This window comes from Skermanella rosea (assembly GCF_016806835.2).
Classification (GTDB): Bacteria; Pseudomonadota; Alphaproteobacteria; order Azospirillales; family Azospirillaceae; genus Skermanella; species Skermanella rosea.
Genome location: NZ_CP086111.1, coordinates 3,244,065 through 3,260,645 on the forward strand (window position 1 = coordinate 3,244,065; position 16,581 = coordinate 3,260,645).

Consider the following 16,581-nt stretch of genomic DNA (forward strand, 5'->3'; position numbering starts at 1 on the left):
GTCAGCTCGCCTCCCGGACCATGTTGCGGGCGATGACGATCTGCTGGATCTGGCTGGTGCCCTCGTACAGGCGGAACAGCCGGACGTCGCGGTAGAAGCGCTCGACGCCGTAGTCGGCGATGTAGCCGGCTCCGCCGTGGATCTGCACCGCGCGATCGGCGACCCGGCCGACCATCTCGCTGGCGAACAGCTTGCAGCACGACGCCTCGGTGCTCACCACCTCGCCGGCGTCCTTGCGGCGGGCGGCGTCTAGGACCATGCAGCGGGCGGCGTAGGATTCCGCCTTGCTGTCGGCCAGCATCGCCTGGATCAGCTGGAAGTCGGAGATCGGCTTGCCGAACTGCTGGCGCTCCATGGCGTAGCGCAGGCTGTCGCGGATCAGACGCTCGGAGACGCCGACGCAGACCGCGGCGATGTGCAGGCGTCCGCGGTCCAGTACCTTCATGGCGGTCTTGAAGCCCTGCCCCTCGCGGCCGCCGATGATGGCGGAGGCCGGCACGCGGCAGTCCTCGAAGATCACGTCGGCGGTGTGGCTGCCCTTTTGGCCCATCTTCCTGTCGTGCGGGCCGATATGGAGGCCCTGGGTGCCGGCCTCGACCAGGAAGGCGGTGATGCCCCCTGCCCCCTTGTCCTGCGGGTCGGTGCGGGCCATCACGGTGAACAAGCCGGCTTCCGGCGCGTTGGTGATGTAGCGCTTGGTGCCGTTCAGGACATAGTCGTCGCCGTCGCGCCGCGCCGAGGTGCGCAGGCTGGCGGCGTCGGAGCCGGAGCCCGGCTCGGTCAGGGCGAAGGAGCCGATGATCTCGCCCGACGCCAAGCGCGGCAGGTACTTGCGCTTCTGCTCCTCGGTACCGTCGATCACGATGCCCTGGGAGCCGATGCCGTTGTTGGTGCCGATCAGCGAACGGAAGGCCGGCGAGGTCTGGCCCAGCTCGAAGGCGACCTGGACCTCCTCGGTCATGTTGAGGCCGAGGCCGCCATATTCCTCCGGGACGGACAGGCCGAACAGGCCCAGTTCGCGCATTTCGGTGACGATGTCGGCCGGGATCGAGTCCTCCTCGGCGATGCGCTCCTCGTTCGGGACGAGGCGTTCGCGCACGAAGCGGCCGACGGTGTCGATCAACTGGCTGAGGGTATCCTGGTCCAGTGCCATTCTGAGCTGTTTCCCTTGAAGAATTTTCTTGGTTAGCGGCGCAGCAGGGCCGCTTCGACGTTCCGGACGAGATTGACCAGGCGGGGGCCGAGATCGTCGGTCAGGCGCCGGCGATCGAACAGGAAGGCCGGGCCGCCGCAGTTGAAGGCGAGAATCGGCGAGCCGTCGGGCGGGATCAGCGGCACGCCCACGGCGTGGACGTCGGACTGCCAGTCCCCGGCGGAGATCACGAAGCCCCGGGTGCGATAGTCCTCCACCGCCTGCTCGATCCCGTCCCGGACGCGCGGCCAGTTCGCCGGGTCGTGACGGGCGGCGCGGTCCATCAGGTAGCGGCGCTCGCTGTCCGGCAGGGCCGCCAGGAGGGCGCGGCCCATGGCGGTGGTCTCCACCGGGATGCGGGAGCCCAGGTCGAGGCGCAGCGTCACGGTCGCGTCGGACCGGCAATGCTCCACATAGACCATGCTGAGGCGGTCGCGGCTGCCGAGCGAGACGGACGCCCCGGCGTAGTCCGCCAGTTCCTGCATGAACGGCCGGGCGATCTGGCGGACGCCCACATTGGCCAGCGCCGCGTAGCCCAGCGACAGGACGGCGGTGCCGAGCTGGTACTTGCCGAGCCGTTCCGAGTAGGACAGATAGCCCAGGCGCGTCAGCGTGTGGGTCAGCCGGGAGACGGTCGGCTTCGGCAGCCCGGTAATGGCCGCGATGTTCTGATTGCCCAGAACGCTGTCCTTTTGTGTAAAAGCTCGAAGAACCTCAAGACCCCGCGCAAGGGCGACGACGAACTGGCGGTCCTTTATCTCGTCAGATGCCAGCTGATCGGCCGCTTCGACATCGGCGACGGGCACCGATACCGGACTATCCAGGTCCTCCACATCGCTGACCATGAACTTCATCTCCCTTACGCGCTTTACACGGACCATACGCTCGTATTATGGTCAGGTCAAGAATGCAAAATTGAGTTCCGCGGTGCGAAACTTCCGGGGTGCGCGGCGGAGCGAAAACTGCTGAGGGGGAGTGAGCCGATGCTCGAAGCCTACATCTACGACGGCCTGCGGACGCCGTTCGGCCGCCATGCGGGATCGCTCGCGGGCGTGCGTCCCGACGACCTGCTGGCCGGCGTCATCAAGGCCGTGGTCGAGCGCGGGCCGTTCAAGCCGCAGGACATCGAGGACGTCATCGCCGGCTGCACCAACCAGGCGGGCGAGGACAGCCGCAACGTGGCGCGGCACGCCGGGCTGCTGGCGGGGCTGCCGTTCCAGGTGCCGGGACTGACGGTCAACCGCCTGTGCGGCAGCGGCCTGTCGGCCGTCCTGGACGCGTCGCGCGCGGTGACGGTCGGCCAGGGCGACCTGATCGTGGCCGGCGGCGTCGAGAGCATGAGCCGGGCGCCCTTCGTGATCGGCAAGTCGGAATTGGCCTATTCCCGCGAGATCAAGGCGTTCGACACCACCATGGGCGCCCGCTTCACCAATGCCCGCATCGTCGAGGAGCACGGCAACCATTCCATGCCGGAGACGGCCGACAATATCGGCCACGATCTGGGCATCACCCGCGAGGCGAGCGACCGCTTCGCCCTGGAGTCCCAGCGGAAATACGCGGCGGCGCTGGCCGACGGCTATTACGATGGCGAACTGGTGCCGGTCGGGGTTCCGGGCAGGCGGGGCGCGGTCGAGACGGTCGCGGCCGACGAGCATCCCCGGCCCGAGACCACGATGGAACGGCTCGCCAAGCTGAAGCCGCTGTTCCGCGACGGCGTGGTGACGGCCGGCAACGCGTCGGGCATCAACGACGGGGCCGCGGCCCTGCTGATCGGAAGCCGCGAGGCCGGCGAGCGCGCCGGGGCCAAGCCGCTGTCCCGGATCGTGTCGGGCGCCGTCGCCGGGGTCGAGCCGCGCGTCATGGGCCTTGGGCCGGTGCCGGCCATCAGGAAGGCCCTGGACCGCGCCGGGCTGAGCCTGGGCGAGGTCGACGTGATCGAGATCAACGAGGCTTTCGCGACCCAGGTGCTGGGCTGCCTGCATGGGCTGGGACTGTCGGCCGACGACAGCCGGCTCAATGTCAATGGCGGCGCCATCGCGGTCGGGCATCCGCTCGGCGCGTCCGGCGCGCGGCTCGCTTTGACGGCGACCCGGCAACTCCATCGCAGCGGCGGCCGTTATGCCGTCGTGTCCATGTGCATCGGCGTCGGCCAGGGAATCGCCGCCGTCCTAGAACGGGTGTAACCGATATGACCGGAGATACCATCACCATCGCCGAAACGAAGTCCAAGGCTTCCGGCCCCGCGGCCTTCCAGTGGGAAGACCCGCTGCTGCTGGAGGAGGAGCTTTCCGAGGAAGAGCGCATGGTCCGCGACAGCGCGCGGAGCTATTGCCAGGACAAGCTGATGACGCGCGTGCTGGAGGCGAACCGGCACGAGCACTTCCACCGCGAGATCATGACCGAGATGGGCGCACTCGGCCTGCTCGGGCCGACCATCGAGGGCTATGGCTGCGCCGGCGTCGGCTATGTCAGCTACGGCCTGATCGCCCGCGAGGTCGAGCGGGTGGACTCGGGCTACCGCTCCGCCATGTCGGTCCAGTCCTCGCTGGTCATGCACCCGATCCACGCCTACGGCACCGAGGAGCAGCGACAGAAATACCTGCCGAAGCTGGCCAGCGGCGAGTGGGTGGGCTGTTTCGGCCTGACCGAGCCGGACGCCGGCTCCGATCCCGGCTCCATGAAGACCCGGGCGCGCAAGGTGGACGGCGGCTACTCGGTCAGCGGCTCCAAGCAGTGGATCACCAATTCGCCGATCGCCGACGTGTTCGTGGTGTGGGCCAAGGACGATGCCGGCGACATCCGCGGCTTCGTGCTGGAGAAGGGCATGAAGGGGCTGAGCGCCCCCAAGATCGAGGGCAAGTTCAGCCTGCGCGCCTCGATCACCGGCGGCATCGCGATGGACGAGGTGTTCGTTCCCGACGACAACCTGCTGCCCAACGTCAAGGGGCTGAAGGGGCCGTTCGGCTGCCTGAACAACGCGCGCTACGGCATCGCCTGGGGCGCCATGGGAGCGGCGGAGTTCTGCTGGCATCAGGCGCGCGACTACGTGCTGGAGCGCAGGATGTTCGGCCGGCCGCTGGCGGCCAACCAGCTGATCCAGAAGAAGCTGGCGGACATGCAGACGGAGATCACGCTGGGGCTGCACGCCGCGCTGCGGCTGGGCCGGCTGAAGGACGCGCACCGCGCCCCGCCGGAGGCGATCAGCCTGATGAAGCGCAACAACTGCGGCAAGGCGCTGGACGTCGCCCGGGTCGCCCGCGACATGCTGGGCGGCAACGGCATCTCGGACGAGTACCACGTGATCCGCCACGTCATGAATCTGGAGGCAGTCAACACCTACGAGGGCACCCACGACATCCACGCCCTCATCCTGGGCCGCGCCCAGACCGGCATCCAGGCCTTCGGCTGAGGCAAGGCCGCGGGGATCGGTCGCCTTGCCGGCGAGCGATCCCCGATCATGCGTCCATTGATACGGACCCGATCATCGCTATTCTACCCCCGCCGACACTGATGCGAGGTCGTCGTGGCCAGTATAACGATCCGGAACCTGGATGATTCCCTCAAGGCACGGCTGCGGGTCCGCGCGGCTCAGCATGGACGCTCCATGGAGGAGGAAGCCAGTCACATCCTGCATTCTGTCCTGACGGAGGAGCGTCCGATGCCGGTGCATCTCGGCGACACCATCCGACGGCGGTTCGCCCCTTTCGGCGGCATCGAATTGCCTGAACCGGACGGGGATCCTCTTCGCGATCCACCCTCGTTCGAATGATTCCGGTTTCGAACGATGGTCGTGCTGGACACCAACGTGCTGTCGAAACTGATGAGACCTGCGCCTTCCGAGGCTGTGGTCCGCTGGGTGGCCGGGCGGAATGGAGCCAGCCTTTACACGACGACGGTCACGCAAGCAGAAATCCTGTTCGGCCTTGCCCTGCTCCCGGAGGGACGCCGCCGAAATGACCTTATGGCGGCAGCCGAAATGATGTTCGAGGAGGATTTCTTCGGGCGGGTTCTGACATTCGACGGTACGGCGGCAGTCATGTTCGCATCCATCGCGGCCGGAAGGCACCGGAAAGGCAAGCCGACCAGTACTTTCGATGCACAGATCGCCGCGATTTGCCGAGCGCAAGGCGCCGTGCTGGCGACGCGAAATACAGCCGACTTCCAGGATTGTGGGATCGCCCTCATGAATCCTTGGGAAGCATGAGGTCAATGCGTTCGCGCCGACCCCTTTTCACGCCGGCGGCTGCGCCCTCGGCCAGGCGTTCAGGACGGCGTGGACCAGGGACGCCAGCGGGATCGCGAAGAAGATGCCCCAGAAGCCCCAGATGCTGCCGAACACCAGCAGGGCCACGATGACGGCGGTGGGGTGCAGGTTGACGACTTCGGACAGCAGCAGCGGGGCGAGGATGTTGCCGTCGATCAGCTGGATCACGGCATAAGCGCCCATCACCCACAGAAATTCCGGCCCGGTCCCCCACTGGGCATAGGCGATGACGGCGATCGGCACCGCCGCCAGCACGACGCCGATATAGGGGATGAGGGTGGACAGGCCGGTCGTGATCGCCAGCAGGGCGCTGAACTGGAGGTCAAGCACGAGGAAGGCGATATAGGTGACCACCGCGACGATCAGGAACTCGTAGATCTTGCCGCGGACATAGCCGCCGATTTCGGCGTCCACTTCCCGCCAGACCTGTTCCGCCAGCGGCCGCTCGGGCGGCAGGAAGCTGAGCACCCAGGCCAGGATGCGCTCCTTGTCCTTGAGGAAGAAGAACACCAGCATCGGCATCAGGACGAGATAGACAACCAAATTGACCAGGGCCGGCAGCCAGGCGACCGAGGCGCCGAGGATCTGCTGCCCGATCAGGATCAGGTCGTTGCGCAGGCTCGCCAGGAAATCGAGGATCTGCTGGTCCTCGAAGATCTCGGGATAGCGCTCGGGCAGGCCCAGGATCAGATCCTGGGTCCGCGCGAGGATCGCCGGAAGCTGCTGGATCAGCTGGGCGATCTGGCTGAGCAGCAAGGGCAGCAGGACCAGGAATATTCCGAGCAGCACGGCGAGGAAGAGGCTGAAGACCAGGACCATCGCCACGCCCCGCGGGATCCGGTGGCGCTCCATCATGGTGATCAGGCCGTCCAGCAGATAGGCTATCACGATGCTGGCGATCAGCGGCGCCAGGACGTCCGCCGCCAGCGCCAGCGTTCCGAAGCCCGCGATCAGCAGGCCGGCGAGAAGCACCACTTGCGGGTTGGCGAAGTTCCGGCGGAACCAGGCGGTGACGATGTTCATGTCGGTCCAACAGCCAAACCCTGGCCTTCAGCTACAGGTCGATCCCGTGGTGAGGATCGGTATCCCGGTCCAGATGGTCGCCACCAACGCGCAGAAGGTCAAGGCCAGTCCCGCCCGGTCGAGGAACGCGGTCCCGCGGCCATGGGAACGTCGGCGCGCCAGGACCGCGGCGAGGAAGCCGATCAGGCCCAGGTGAACGGCCCAGGCCGCCAGCAGGGCGCCGCGGTTCAGGGAGACCGGGCCCAGGCCCACGGCGTCCCAGCCGAGGCGGCAGCCGAGCCCCTGGAGCCCGTAGAGCACCACGAAGGCCGAGCTCCACAGGAGGAATCCTGCGACCAGGAGCAGCAGCTTGCCGGGTTTCGCGGTCCCGTTCATGGCGTCACCAGCCAAGCCAGCACGGCGACCAGGAGCAGCCCGGCCGCTCCCGTCACCGCGGTATAGCCGTGCCACAGGCTGCCGATGCGGAGGTCCAGGCTCCGGGCGGCCGAGACATGGCCGGTGCGCGACCGCCAGAGGCCGAACAGGGCGAACACGCATCCCAGGGCGGCGTGGAAGCCGGCATAGGCCAGCAGGGCCACGGTGGCGGCACCATAGGCGTGCCGCGTCGGGTCGGGCGTCCCGAGGGCGAGCACGACCAGCCAGGCCAGGGCGAACGCGTGGCCCGCGGCGGCGAGCAGGAGCCAGAAGTCGCGGCCGGCCGACCGGGAGGCACCGGAGCTTCCGTTCACCGCGACGGCGCGCAGGCCCGCGACGGCGGCCACCGCCAGCCCGGCCACCGTCAAGGCGGGAACCCACCAGCCGGAATCCAGGACCTGCGGCGGCGGCCAAGCCGGAGCCGACACCCACAGGAACAGCGCTCCGAACGCCAGGGAGGAGAACAGCACCCCGTCGGCGACCAGCGTGAAGACCATGGCCCACCAGGACGGCGCCCCGGCGGCTTCGGAATGGACCGGCGCGGAGGCTCCGCGGCCGATCGGCAGCGGTCCGCCGTCGCGGCGCTGGCCGGTGCTCCGCGTCCAGAGCATGAACATCGCCAGCATCAGGACCGCACCGACCGGCACCAGCCAGTAGACCTTGAACAGCAGGCCCAGGAAGACGATGCCAGTCGCCAGGGCCGTGAACAGCGGCAGGTATGTCGGTCCCGGCAGGACGATGACCTGGTCGGGCGTCGCCGCCGTCATGTGGATGCCCAGCGTTTCCTGCCGCCCCTCGCGGGCGAAGCCCAGGTATCCCCTGCCCCCAGCCAGATCGCTCGGCAGCTCCGGCGCATCCCGCAGGGGATGGCGGCCCGAGACCGTCGGCAGCGAGGCGAAGTTGTAGGGTGCCGGCGGCGTCGCCGTCGCCCATTCCAGGGTGCTGGCGCCCCACGGATTGCGCGGCGCGGTCCGGCCGAAGCGGACATGCAGCGTCACGTCCACGACGAACAGGGCGAAGCCGATCGTCATCAGGAAGCCCCCGAAGGAGGAGACCAGGTTGGGCAGGTCCCAGCCCCATCCCGGCTCGTAGCTGAAGACCCGGCGCGGCATCCCCAGCAGGCCGGTCAGGTGCATGATGAAGAAGGTCAGGTTGAAGCCGATGAAGATCAGCCAGAAGGCGGCGTGGCCCAGGGGGTATCGCGCGACCTTGCCGGAGACGTGCGGCAGCCAGTAATAGGCCGCGGCCAGCAGCGGGAAAACGAAGCCGCCGACCAGCACGTAATGCATGTGCGCCACGACGAAATGGGTGTCGTGGACCTGCCAGTCGAACGGCACCACCGCGACCATCACGCCGGTCAGCCCGCCGGCGACGAACACGACGAAGAAGCCGAACAGGTACAGCATCGGCAGCTTCCACTGCGGCCGCCCGTCGATCAGCGTCGCCAGCCAGGAGAAGATCTGCACGCCGGTCGGGATCGCGACCAGCGTGCTGGCGGCGGAGAAGAACCCCAGCGCCAGGTGCGGGATGCCGGTCGTGAACATGTGGTGGACCCACAGGCCGAAGCTGAGGAAGCCCACCGCGACGACCGAGACCACGATCCAGGTGTAGCCGACGATCTCCCGCCGGGCCATGACGGGAAGGATGGTCGAGACCATGCCGGCGCCGGGCAGGAAGATGATGTAGACCTCGGGATGGCCGAACAGCCAGAACAGGTGCTGCCACAGCAGCGGGTCGCCGCCCCGGGCCGGGTCGAAGAACGGCAGGTCGAAGGCGCGCTCGACCTCCAGCAGGATCGAGCCCAGGATCAGCGGCGGGAACCCGGCCAGCATCATGCCGGCGGTGACCAGGATGTACCAGGCGAACAGCGGCATCCGGTCGATGGTCATGCCGGGTGCCCGCATCTTCAGGATCGTGACCGTGATCTCGACCGCGGCGCAGATCGCCGAGATCTCGACGAAGGTGATGCCGAGCAGCCAGACGTCGGCGTTGATCCCGGGGGAATAGGTATTCGAGGACAGCGGCGTGTACATGAACCAGCCGCCATCCGGGGCGACGCCCAGCAGCATGGCCACGACCAGGATCGAGCCGCCGAACACGTAGCACCAGAAGCCGTAAGCGGTCAGCCGTGGGAAGGCCAGGTCGCGCGCGCCCAGCAGCTTGGGCAGCATGTAGATCGCGACCCCCTCGAACATCGGGATCGCGAACAGGAACATCATCACCGAGCCGTGCATGGTGAAGATCTGGTTGTACAGCTCCGGCCCGACGAAGGCGCCGTGCGGCGTCGCCAGCTGCGCCCGGATCAGCATCGCCAGCAGCCCGCCGATGGTGAAGAAGACGAAGGCCGCGACGATGAAGCGCCGCCCGACGATGGTGTGGTTGACCGCCGACAGGCGGCCGATGCCGGGTGGCGTGCTCCAGATCCGGTCGAGGTCCCGATGCAGGCGCATCGCGAGGTCGGAGGACGGGGCACCGGCGGCGGGTCCGTCGGGGGCATGGTCCGGGTTCGCCGGAAAGCCCCGGGTTTCTCGGATATCAGTCACTGGCGGTCCTGCGGGGCTGGTCTTGCGGGGCTGTGAGGCGCGCGGGATAGCCGGCGGCGTCGTGCGCCTCCACGGTGAAACCCATCATGGCGTGGCCGGTGCCGCAGAATTCGGAGCACTTGCCATGGTAGATGCCGGGCCGGTCGGCGAACAGGCGGATGACGTTCGTGTGGCCGGGAATGGCGTCGATCTTGCCGCCGAGCCGGGGCGCCCAGAAGCTGTGGATCACGTCGCCGCTGGTGACGTGGATATCGACCGGGCGGCCGGCCGGGATGTGCAGGACGTCGATCGTACTGGCGGCCCCCGGCGCGTCGGGATAGGCGAATTCCCATTGCCACTGGCGCGCATGGGCGTCGATGCGGAGCGCGCCGTCGCCCTGGCGCGGAACCAGTCGCTCGCCGGTGAACAGCGCATAGCCGAGCAGCGCCGACAGCACGGCGACGGGCATTACCAGCCCACCCCACAGCACGAAGGCCTGCCCCACCGGCCGGTCGGAATTCCCGGACGGATGCCGGCGCAGGAAGGCGAAGCCGAACAGCGCCATCACCAGGGCGAACAGCACGACGGAGCCGGCCAGCATCACCCACCAGAGCGTCGCGATGCTCTGTGCCGCCGGTCCGGCGGGGTCGAGGGTCGAGAACGGACCGCCGCAGCCGCCCAGCAATGCGGCGGCGGCCAGTCCCTTGAACGGCCGGGGTGCCGGGTTACCTGTCGGGAAAGGTGTCTTCACGATGGAAATGGAACTCGAAGCATGGCGAACCCGGTCGAAGAGAACAATCCGGTGCTCAGCCAGGTCGCGGAAAAGGGCACGGAGTCCCTGGTGGCCGTGGCGGGGCACCCGATCCATGCCATGATGGTGGCCTTCCCGATCGCCCTGACCATGGCGACGCTGGGCAGCGACGTCTTCTACTGGTGGAGCGGCGACGCCTTCTGGGCGAGGACCAGCCTGTGGGCCTGCGGCGCCGCGTTCTGGCTGGGCGTCGCGGCGGGGATCGCCGGCACGGCGGAACTGCTGTTCGTGCCGGGCATCCGCAACCGAGCGGCAAGCTGGACCCACGCCGTGGCGGCGATGATGCTGCTGTCCATCCTGGGGATGAACTGGGGACTCCGCCTGTACGCCGACGAGACAGTGATCCTGCCGCTCGGCTTGGCGCTGTCCGGCCTGAGCGCCATCTTCGTCGGAATCGCCGGCTGGCACGGCGGCAAGCTGGTGTTCGATCATGGCATCGGCCTCATGATATCCAGTGACGGATGAGGTCTTCGACCATGGTGCGCAACCCGCCGGGCTGGTGGAGCCAGTCCGGCAGGAGAGCCAAGTCGACCGCCGGCTTTTCGAGGACCAGCCACAGGATCGCCCCGATCAGCCCGAGCGTCAGGCCGGTCGCGGCGACCTTGCGCCACGGCCGGTAGGTGCCGGACGGCTGGAAGACCTGAAGGACCACGAAGCCGTGGCGGACATGCATCGCCGCCAGACCGCCGACCACCAGCAGCTTCAGCGCGAACCAGGCGGTGAACACCTCGCGGACGAAGATCAGCGCGGTTCCCGTCCCGATCGCCACGAAGGCCGCGGGGGAGGCGATGGTGACGAACAGGAAGCGGGTCAGCCGCTGCAGGTCGAACCGCGTCGGATCATGGGAAATCCCCTGGCGTTGGGCGAACAGGCCCGGGATGACGAGCAGGCAGCCGCACCAGACGACCAGGGACGCGATATGGGCGGTCTTGAGCCAGACGACCGTCATGGAGCCGGCTGGACGGGATCGGTACTCATGGGAGGCCCCGTTTTGCTTCGAATACGCACTGTTCCAATGCGTACGAACCGCCTCCCGTTCTCATCCCGGAAAAATAAAGAAAGTGACGGGCCGGCAGGGCGCTGCTCCTGGGGAGGGGCCGCGCCCCGCCGCCCCATGCCCTGAATTCACAGGTCAGAGGATGCCGTGGTAGGCGCCTCCGTCGATCAGCAGGCTCTGGCCGGTGATGTAGCCGGCATGGGCGGAGCACAGGAAGGCGCAGGCCTTGCCGAATTCCGACGGATCGCCGAACCGGCGGGCCGGGATCTCGGCGCGGCGCTGGTCGGCGAACTCCTCCACGGCGACGCCCTGGGCCTTCGCCCCGCCTTCAAGACCGGTGCGGAGCCGGCGGGTGTCGAACGAGCCCGGCAGCACGAAATTGATCGTCACGTTGGCGTGGGCGACCGACCGGGCGACGCCGGCCAGGAAACCGGTCAGGCCGGCGCGGGCGCCGCTCGACAGGTCCAGCCCGGTCAGCGGCATCTTGACGGACGCCGAGGTGATGTTGACGATCCGGCCGAACTTCCGCTCGACCATGCCGTCGATCACCCGCTGGACCAGTTCGATCGGGGTCACCATGTTGCCGACGACCCCGGTGACCATGGCGTCGCGGTCGATCTCGCGGAAGTCGCGGCGCGGCGGGCCGCCGTTGTTGTTGACCAGGATGTCAACGGCCGGCACCGCGGCGAGCAGGGCGTCCTGCCCCTCCCGGGTGCTGACGTCGGCGGCGACGGCGATGACCGTGGCGCCGGTTTCCTTCCGGATCTCCTCGGCGGTCCTGTCCAGGACCGCCTGGTCGCGGCCGTTCACCACGACGGTGCATCCGGCGCGCGCCAGTTCCAGGGCGCAGGCGCGGCCGAGGCCCTGGCTGGACGCGCACACGATGGCGTTCCGTCCGCTGAGTCCGAGATCCATGGCAAGTCTCCTCCTTTTTTGAATGCTCGGGCTCCGGCCCGAGGCGACGAGGGTGTTGGACGCGGAGAGGATTTTCAAGCCATGGTTCGGTATCGCAGGGATCAGGCAGTCTGGAGAGCCTGCCGGGGCCGCCGGTCGAGCGCGCCGCTCCAGACGGTCAGGCCCAGGGCGCCGGCGACCAGGACGGCTCCGACCCAGGGGGTCGCCGGAAGGCCGAGGGGAGAATCGACGACGAGCCCGCCGATCCAGGCCCCGGCCGCGATGCCCAGGTTGAAGGCCGCGATGTTCAGCGCCGAGGCCACGTCCACCGCGCCGGGCCGGTGCAGGCGGGCGAGTTGGACCACATAGAGCTGGAGGCCGGGCACGTTGGCGAACTGGAGGAAACCGAGGGCCGCAAGCGTGATCAGGGCCCAGGCCGGCGAGATCATGGTGAAGCTGAACAGCACCAGCACGGCCGTCTGGAGGGCGAACAGGACCGTCAGCGCCCTGACAGGGTCGCGGTCGGCGATCCGGCCGCCGGCGATGTTGCCGGCCGCGATCGCGAGGCCGTAGAGGATCAGGATCAGGCTGACGCTGGAGGCGTCGAAGCCGGAGACCTGCTGTAGCACCTGGGCCAGGAAGGTGAAGGTCACGAAGGTGCCGCCGTAGCCCAGCGCCGTCATGGCGAAGACGATCAGCAGCCGGGTGCTGCCGAGGACCCGCACCTGGTCCATGACGGAGGCCGGGGGAGCCTTGCTCAGGTTGGACGGCAGCAGGGCCGCGATGCCGGCCAAGGCGACGGCGCCCAATCCCGCGACGCCCCAGAAGGTGGCGCGCCAGCCGAAGGTCTGGCCGATGAAGGTGCCGAGCGGCACGCCGGTCACGATCGCGACGGTCAGGCCGGCGAACATCATGGCGATGGCCGAGGCGCGCCGGTTCTCCGGCACCAGGTCGGCGGCGATGGTCGAGCCGACGGAGAAGAAGACGCCGTGGGCGAAGGCGGACAGCACGCGCGCCGCCAGCAGCAGTTCATAGCCGGGGCTGAGCGCCGCGGCGGCGTTGCCCACGACGAACAGGCCCATGAGGCCGAGCAACAGGGGCTTGCGGTCGATGCGGCCTGTGAGGGCGGTCAGGACCGGGGCGCCGAAGGTGACGCCGAGGGCATAGGCGCTGACGATCAGGCCGGCGAGCGGCAGGGTGATCCCCAGGTCGATGGCGACGGTCGGCAGCAGGCCGACGATCACGAATTCGGTGGTGCCGATCGCGTAGGCCGCGATCGTCAGGGCTAACAAGGCTAATGGCATTGGATGTCCCTTCCCTCCCCGGGTGGCGGGGCGGGCGCTGGGTTGATCAGGTTTCGGCCCGGAATATGAGGCAACGGGACGGGTGCGATAATCCGGGCATTACGCTCAGGACTTGTGAATTCGTTTCATGGATCGCGCTTCATGAAGGCCTGGAGCCTGGGCACCATGAAGTCCAGGAAGGCGCGGACCCGCCGGGGCACCCGCTGGCCGCCGAGATAGAGCGCGTGGACGTCCTCGGCATCGCCCGGCAGGCCGCTGCCCTGGCTGCCGGCCAGCACTTCGACCAGCCGGCCGGCGGCTATGTCGGGATCGACATGGAAGTCGGCGAGCCGGGCGAGGCCGACGCCGCGGACCGCCATCTCGCGTACCGTCTCGCCGTTGTTGGCGATCAGGCTGCCATGGACGACGCGGTCCACGACCCGGCCGCCCTCCCGCATGGGCCAGACCGGCGCCGCACGGCGGAAGTTGAAGCTTAGGCAGTTATGGTGCGCCAGGTCCTCGAAGGTCTCCGGCGTGCCGTGGCGGTCCAGGTAGCTTGGCGATCCCACGATCTTGCGCCGGGCAGAGCCGATCTTGCGGGCGACGAGGGTCGAGCTGGCGAGTTCGCCGACCCGGAACGCGATGTCGGTGCGGTCGAGATAGAGGTCCACGATCTCGTCGGACAGCGAGAGATCGACGGTGACGTTGGGGTGCGCCGCCCAGAAGTCGGGGAGCAGCGGCACGATGCCGTGGGTCCCGAACGCGACCGAGGCGTTGACCCGCAGGGTGCCGCGCGCGCTCCCGGCGCCTTGGGCCAGTTCGCGCTCGACGTCGTCCAGCTCGGCCAGCAGCGCGCCGCTCCGCTCGTAGTAGAGCCGGCCCTCGTCGGTCAGGGACAGGCGGCGGGTCGATCGCTCCATCAGGCGGACGCCCAGCCGCTCCTCGATGCGGACGATCAGCTTGCTGACGGTGGACGGCGTCATCATGAGCTGGCGCGCCGCCTCGGAGAAGCTGCCCGCCTCGACCACGCGCACGAACACCTGCATCTCTCCCGCCCGGTTGTCCAAGGCCGGCTCCTTCCGTCAGTTCGGGTCCATTCCCCTACGCCGCCATTCCCGGACGAAGCCCAGGAAGGCTTCGAGCGCGGAGGGAGGCCGGCGGCGGCTGGGATAGTAGAGAAAAGGCCCGGGGAAGTCGGGACACCAGTCGTCCAGCACCCGGACCAGCCGCCCCTGTCCCACCGCCTCCTCCACATAGCCCTCGAAGGTCAGCATGAAGCCGAGCCCGTCCAGCGCCGCCTGGAGCTGGATCCCCACATGGGAGGAGGTGAAGCGGCAGTCCGGCACGATCCTGACGGCGCGCCCGTCCTTCTCGAACTCCCAGGGCAGCATCATGCCGCTGGGAAATCGGGTCGAGATCGCAGGCGCGCCGAGCAGATCCTCGGGCTTCTCCGGAACGCCGTGGGCGGCGAGCAGTTCGGGCGCAGCGACGACGGCGTAGCGCTGCGGCGGCCCGAGCGATACCGCGACCATGTCGAGCGCCAGATTCTCCTCGAACCGGACGCCGGCGTCGAAGCCCTCGGCCACGATGTCGATCAGCGCGGTGTCGGTGACGATCTCCAGGTCGATGCCGGGATGGCGCTTCAGGAACGGCGCCACCATGGGGGCGAGGACAAGCTGGGCGGCGGGGGCGGACGCGTTGATCCGCAGCCGGCCCGTGGGGCGCCCCTGCCGGCCACGCGCCTCGGCCACGGCGTCGGCGATCTCCGTCAGGGCCGGACCGATCCGGCGCAGCAGGTTCTCGCCCGCCTCGGTGGGAGCGACGCTGCGGGTCGTGCGGTTGAGAAGACGGACGCCGAGCCGTTCCTCCAGGTCGCGCAGGCGCTGGCTGAGGCTGGAAACGGAGATCCGCTGCTCCAGGGCGGCGCGGCGGAAGTTCCGGTGGCGCGCCACGGCGGCCAGGGCGTGGAGATCGCGGAGATCCGACTCGTCCATTGTTCATCCCATCGAACAAGCCATGCGGGATTATCCAGCTTATCGGATGGATGGTATCGAGTCACCCTACGGGCCACGGTGATGCACGGCGAACGCCGCCGAATCGTAAAAGGAGACAGTCATGGAACACCGCACCCTGGGGACCACCGGTCCCGACACCGCGATGATCGGACTCGGCTGCATGGGCATGTCCGATTTCTACGGTCCGGCCGACCGGGCGGAGAGCATCGCGACGATCCACGCGGCGCTGGACGCCGGGATCACGCTGCTGGACACCGGCGACTTCTACGGCATGGGGCACAACGAACTGCTGATCGCCGAGGCGCTGAAGGGGCGTGACCGCGACAGGGTCCTGATCAGCGTCAAGTTCGGCGCGCTGCGCGGGCCGCAGGGGGAGTGGTTCGGCTACGACTCGCGGCCGATCGCGGTGAAGAACTTCGTGACCTACTCGCTGCGCCGGCTGGGGACCGACCATATCGACATCTACCGCCCGGCCCGCCTCGACCCGGACGTTCCGATCGAGGACACGGTCGGGGCCATCGCCGACCTGGTGAAGGCCGGATATGTCCGCCATGTCGGGCTGTCGGAGGTGGGGCCCGACACGATCCGGCGCGCCGCCGCGGTCCACCCGATCAGCGATCTCCAGATCGAGTATTCGCTGATCTCCCGCGGGATCGAGGAGAAGATCCTGCCGGCCTGCCGGGAACTGGGCATCGGGATCACCGCCTACGGCGTGCTGTCGCGCGGCCTGATCAGCGGCCACTGGTCGAAGGACCGCGCCGTCGGCAGGGATTTCCGGGCCATCAGCCCTCGCTTCCAAAGTGAAAACCTTGAAGCCAACCTTGAACTGGTGGAGCGGCTGCGCGGGATCTCGGAACGGATCGGCGCCTCGGTGGCGCAGGTCGCGATCGCCTGGGTCGCGGCCCAGGGCAAGGATATCGTCCCGCTGGTCGGCGCCCGGCGGCGCGACAGGCTGGATGAGGCGCTGGGTGCCACGGGGCTGACGCTGTCGGCGGAGGACCTGAAGTCCCTGGCGGAAGCCCTGCCGCCCGGCGCCGCGGCGGGCGACCGCTATCCGAGCGAGCAGCTCGCCCACATGGACAGCGAGAAGGCCTGATCGCTTGCGACGCCCACATCCTTTCCCCCGGCCCCTCTTCCCGAGAGAAGGGCTGCGGCAGGAGGGGCAA

17 protein-coding genes and 1 pseudogene are annotated in these 16,581 nt (G+C 68.5%); 7 read left to right on the forward strand and 11 right to left on the reverse strand.

Going from position 1 to position 16,581, the window contains the following annotated elements:
* Position 1: 1 nt before the first annotated feature.
* Positions 2–1,153, reverse strand: coding sequence for an acyl-CoA dehydrogenase family protein (locus JL101_RS15030; protein WP_203100404.1), 1,152 nt, complete (start codon positions 1,151–1,153; stop codon positions 2–4).
* Between the two features lie 32 nt (positions 1,154–1,185).
* On the reverse strand, positions 1,186–2,037 hold the full coding sequence (locus JL101_RS15035) for an IclR family transcriptional regulator (protein ID WP_203100406.1): 852 nt from the start codon (positions 2,035–2,037) through the stop codon (positions 1,186–1,188).
* Positions 2,038–2,175: 138 nt separating this feature from the next.
* Here JL101_RS15035 and JL101_RS15040 point away from each other — a divergent pair, with 138 nt between their 5' ends.
* From JL101_RS15040 to JL101_RS15055, 5 genes and pseudogenes are all read left to right on the forward strand, one after another.
* A complete protein-coding gene (locus JL101_RS15040; RefSeq protein WP_203100408.1) occupies positions 2,176–3,375 on the forward strand; it encodes a 3-oxoadipyl-CoA thiolase in 1,200 nt (399 codons plus the stop codon).
* A 5-nt stretch (positions 3,376–3,380) separates the two neighbouring features.
* Positions 3,381–4,601: an acyl-CoA dehydrogenase gene (locus tag JL101_RS15045; RefSeq protein ID WP_203100410.1), complete on the forward strand. Its 1,221-nt coding sequence runs from the start codon at positions 3,381–3,383 to the stop codon at positions 4,599–4,601.
* Between the two features lie 114 nt (positions 4,602–4,715).
* Positions 4,716–4,778 (forward strand): annotated as a pseudogene (locus tag JL101_RS36895) (FitA-like ribbon-helix-helix domain-containing protein); the annotation flags it as partial.
* A gap of 18 nt (positions 4,779–4,796) precedes the next feature.
* Complete coding sequence (locus tag JL101_RS15050; protein ID WP_323374661.1) at positions 4,797–4,961, forward strand: hypothetical protein; 165 nt, start codon at positions 4,797–4,799, stop codon at positions 4,959–4,961.
* A 15-nt stretch (positions 4,962–4,976) separates the two neighbouring features.
* Entirely contained in the window at positions 4,977–5,396 is a 420-nt protein-coding gene (locus JL101_RS15055) for a type II toxin-antitoxin system VapC family toxin (RefSeq protein ID WP_203100413.1), read from the forward strand.
* Positions 5,397–5,423: 27 nt separating this feature from the next.
* Here the strand turns inward: JL101_RS15055 and JL101_RS15060 are convergent, their stop codons facing one another.
* The 4 genes from JL101_RS15060 to coxB are packed head-to-tail and all read right to left on the reverse strand — an operon-like array spanning position 5,424 to position 10,166.
* Positions 5,424–6,479 carry an AI-2E family transporter gene (locus tag JL101_RS15060; RefSeq protein ID WP_203100414.1) on the reverse strand — a complete coding sequence of 352 codons (1,056 nt, stop codon included), beginning with the start codon at positions 6,477–6,479 and terminating at the stop codon, positions 5,424–5,426.
* Positions 6,480–6,506: 27 nt separating this feature from the next.
* Positions 6,507–6,854 carry a hypothetical protein gene (locus JL101_RS15065; RefSeq protein ID WP_203100415.1) on the reverse strand — a complete coding sequence of 116 codons (348 nt, stop codon included), beginning with the start codon at positions 6,852–6,854 and terminating at the stop codon, positions 6,507–6,509.
* Positions 6,851–9,436 carry a cytochrome c oxidase subunit I gene (gene ctaD, locus JL101_RS15070; protein WP_228434846.1) on the reverse strand — a complete coding sequence of 862 codons (2,586 nt, stop codon included), beginning with the start codon at positions 9,434–9,436 and terminating at the stop codon, positions 6,851–6,853. Before ctaD ends, JL101_RS15065 begins: the two co-directional genes overlap by 4 nt.
* The gene (gene coxB, locus JL101_RS15075; protein ID WP_203100416.1) at positions 9,429–10,166 is read right to left on the reverse strand and encodes a cytochrome c oxidase subunit II; all 738 of its coding nucleotides are present in this window, start codon (positions 10,164–10,166) and stop codon (positions 9,429–9,431) included. The genes ctaD and coxB overlap by 8 nt, the downstream gene beginning before the upstream one ends.
* A 21-nt stretch (positions 10,167–10,187) precedes the next feature.
* Between coxB and JL101_RS15080 the strand changes: the two genes are divergently transcribed.
* Positions 10,188–10,691, forward strand: coding sequence for a DUF2231 domain-containing protein (locus tag JL101_RS15080; RefSeq protein WP_203100417.1), 504 nt, complete (start codon positions 10,188–10,190; stop codon positions 10,689–10,691).
* Here the strand turns inward: JL101_RS15080 and JL101_RS15085 are convergent.
* From JL101_RS15085 to JL101_RS15105, 5 genes are all read right to left on the reverse strand, one after another.
* Positions 10,669–11,175 (reverse strand): CopD family protein, encoded by a 507-nt coding sequence (locus JL101_RS15085; RefSeq protein WP_203100419.1) that lies wholly within the window; start codon positions 11,173–11,175, stop codon positions 10,669–10,671. The genes JL101_RS15080 and JL101_RS15085 overlap by 23 nt on opposite strands.
* 183 nt (positions 11,176–11,358) lie before the next feature.
* Entirely contained in the window at positions 11,359–12,138 is a 780-nt protein-coding gene (locus JL101_RS15090; RefSeq protein ID WP_203100421.1) for an SDR family oxidoreductase, read from the reverse strand.
* Positions 12,139–12,239: 101 nt separating this feature from the next.
* Complete coding sequence (locus JL101_RS15095; RefSeq protein ID WP_203100423.1) at positions 12,240–13,421, reverse strand: MFS transporter; 1,182 nt, start codon at positions 13,419–13,421, stop codon at positions 12,240–12,242.
* Between the two features lie 125 nt (positions 13,422–13,546).
* Positions 13,547–14,467 carry a LysR family transcriptional regulator gene (locus JL101_RS15100; protein ID WP_203100425.1) on the reverse strand — a complete coding sequence of 307 codons (921 nt, stop codon included), beginning with the start codon at positions 14,465–14,467 and terminating at the stop codon, positions 13,547–13,549.
* 15 nt (positions 14,468–14,482) lie between these two features.
* Positions 14,483–15,394, reverse strand: coding sequence for a LysR family transcriptional regulator (locus JL101_RS15105; RefSeq protein WP_203100427.1), 912 nt, complete (start codon positions 15,392–15,394; stop codon positions 14,483–14,485).
* Positions 15,395–15,515: 121 nt separating this feature from the next.
* Here JL101_RS15105 and JL101_RS15110 point away from each other — a divergent pair, with 121 nt between their 5' ends.
* Complete coding sequence (locus JL101_RS15110; protein WP_203100429.1) at positions 15,516–16,511, forward strand: aldo/keto reductase; 996 nt, start codon at positions 15,516–15,518, stop codon at positions 16,509–16,511.
* Positions 16,512–16,581 lie beyond the last annotated feature (70 nt).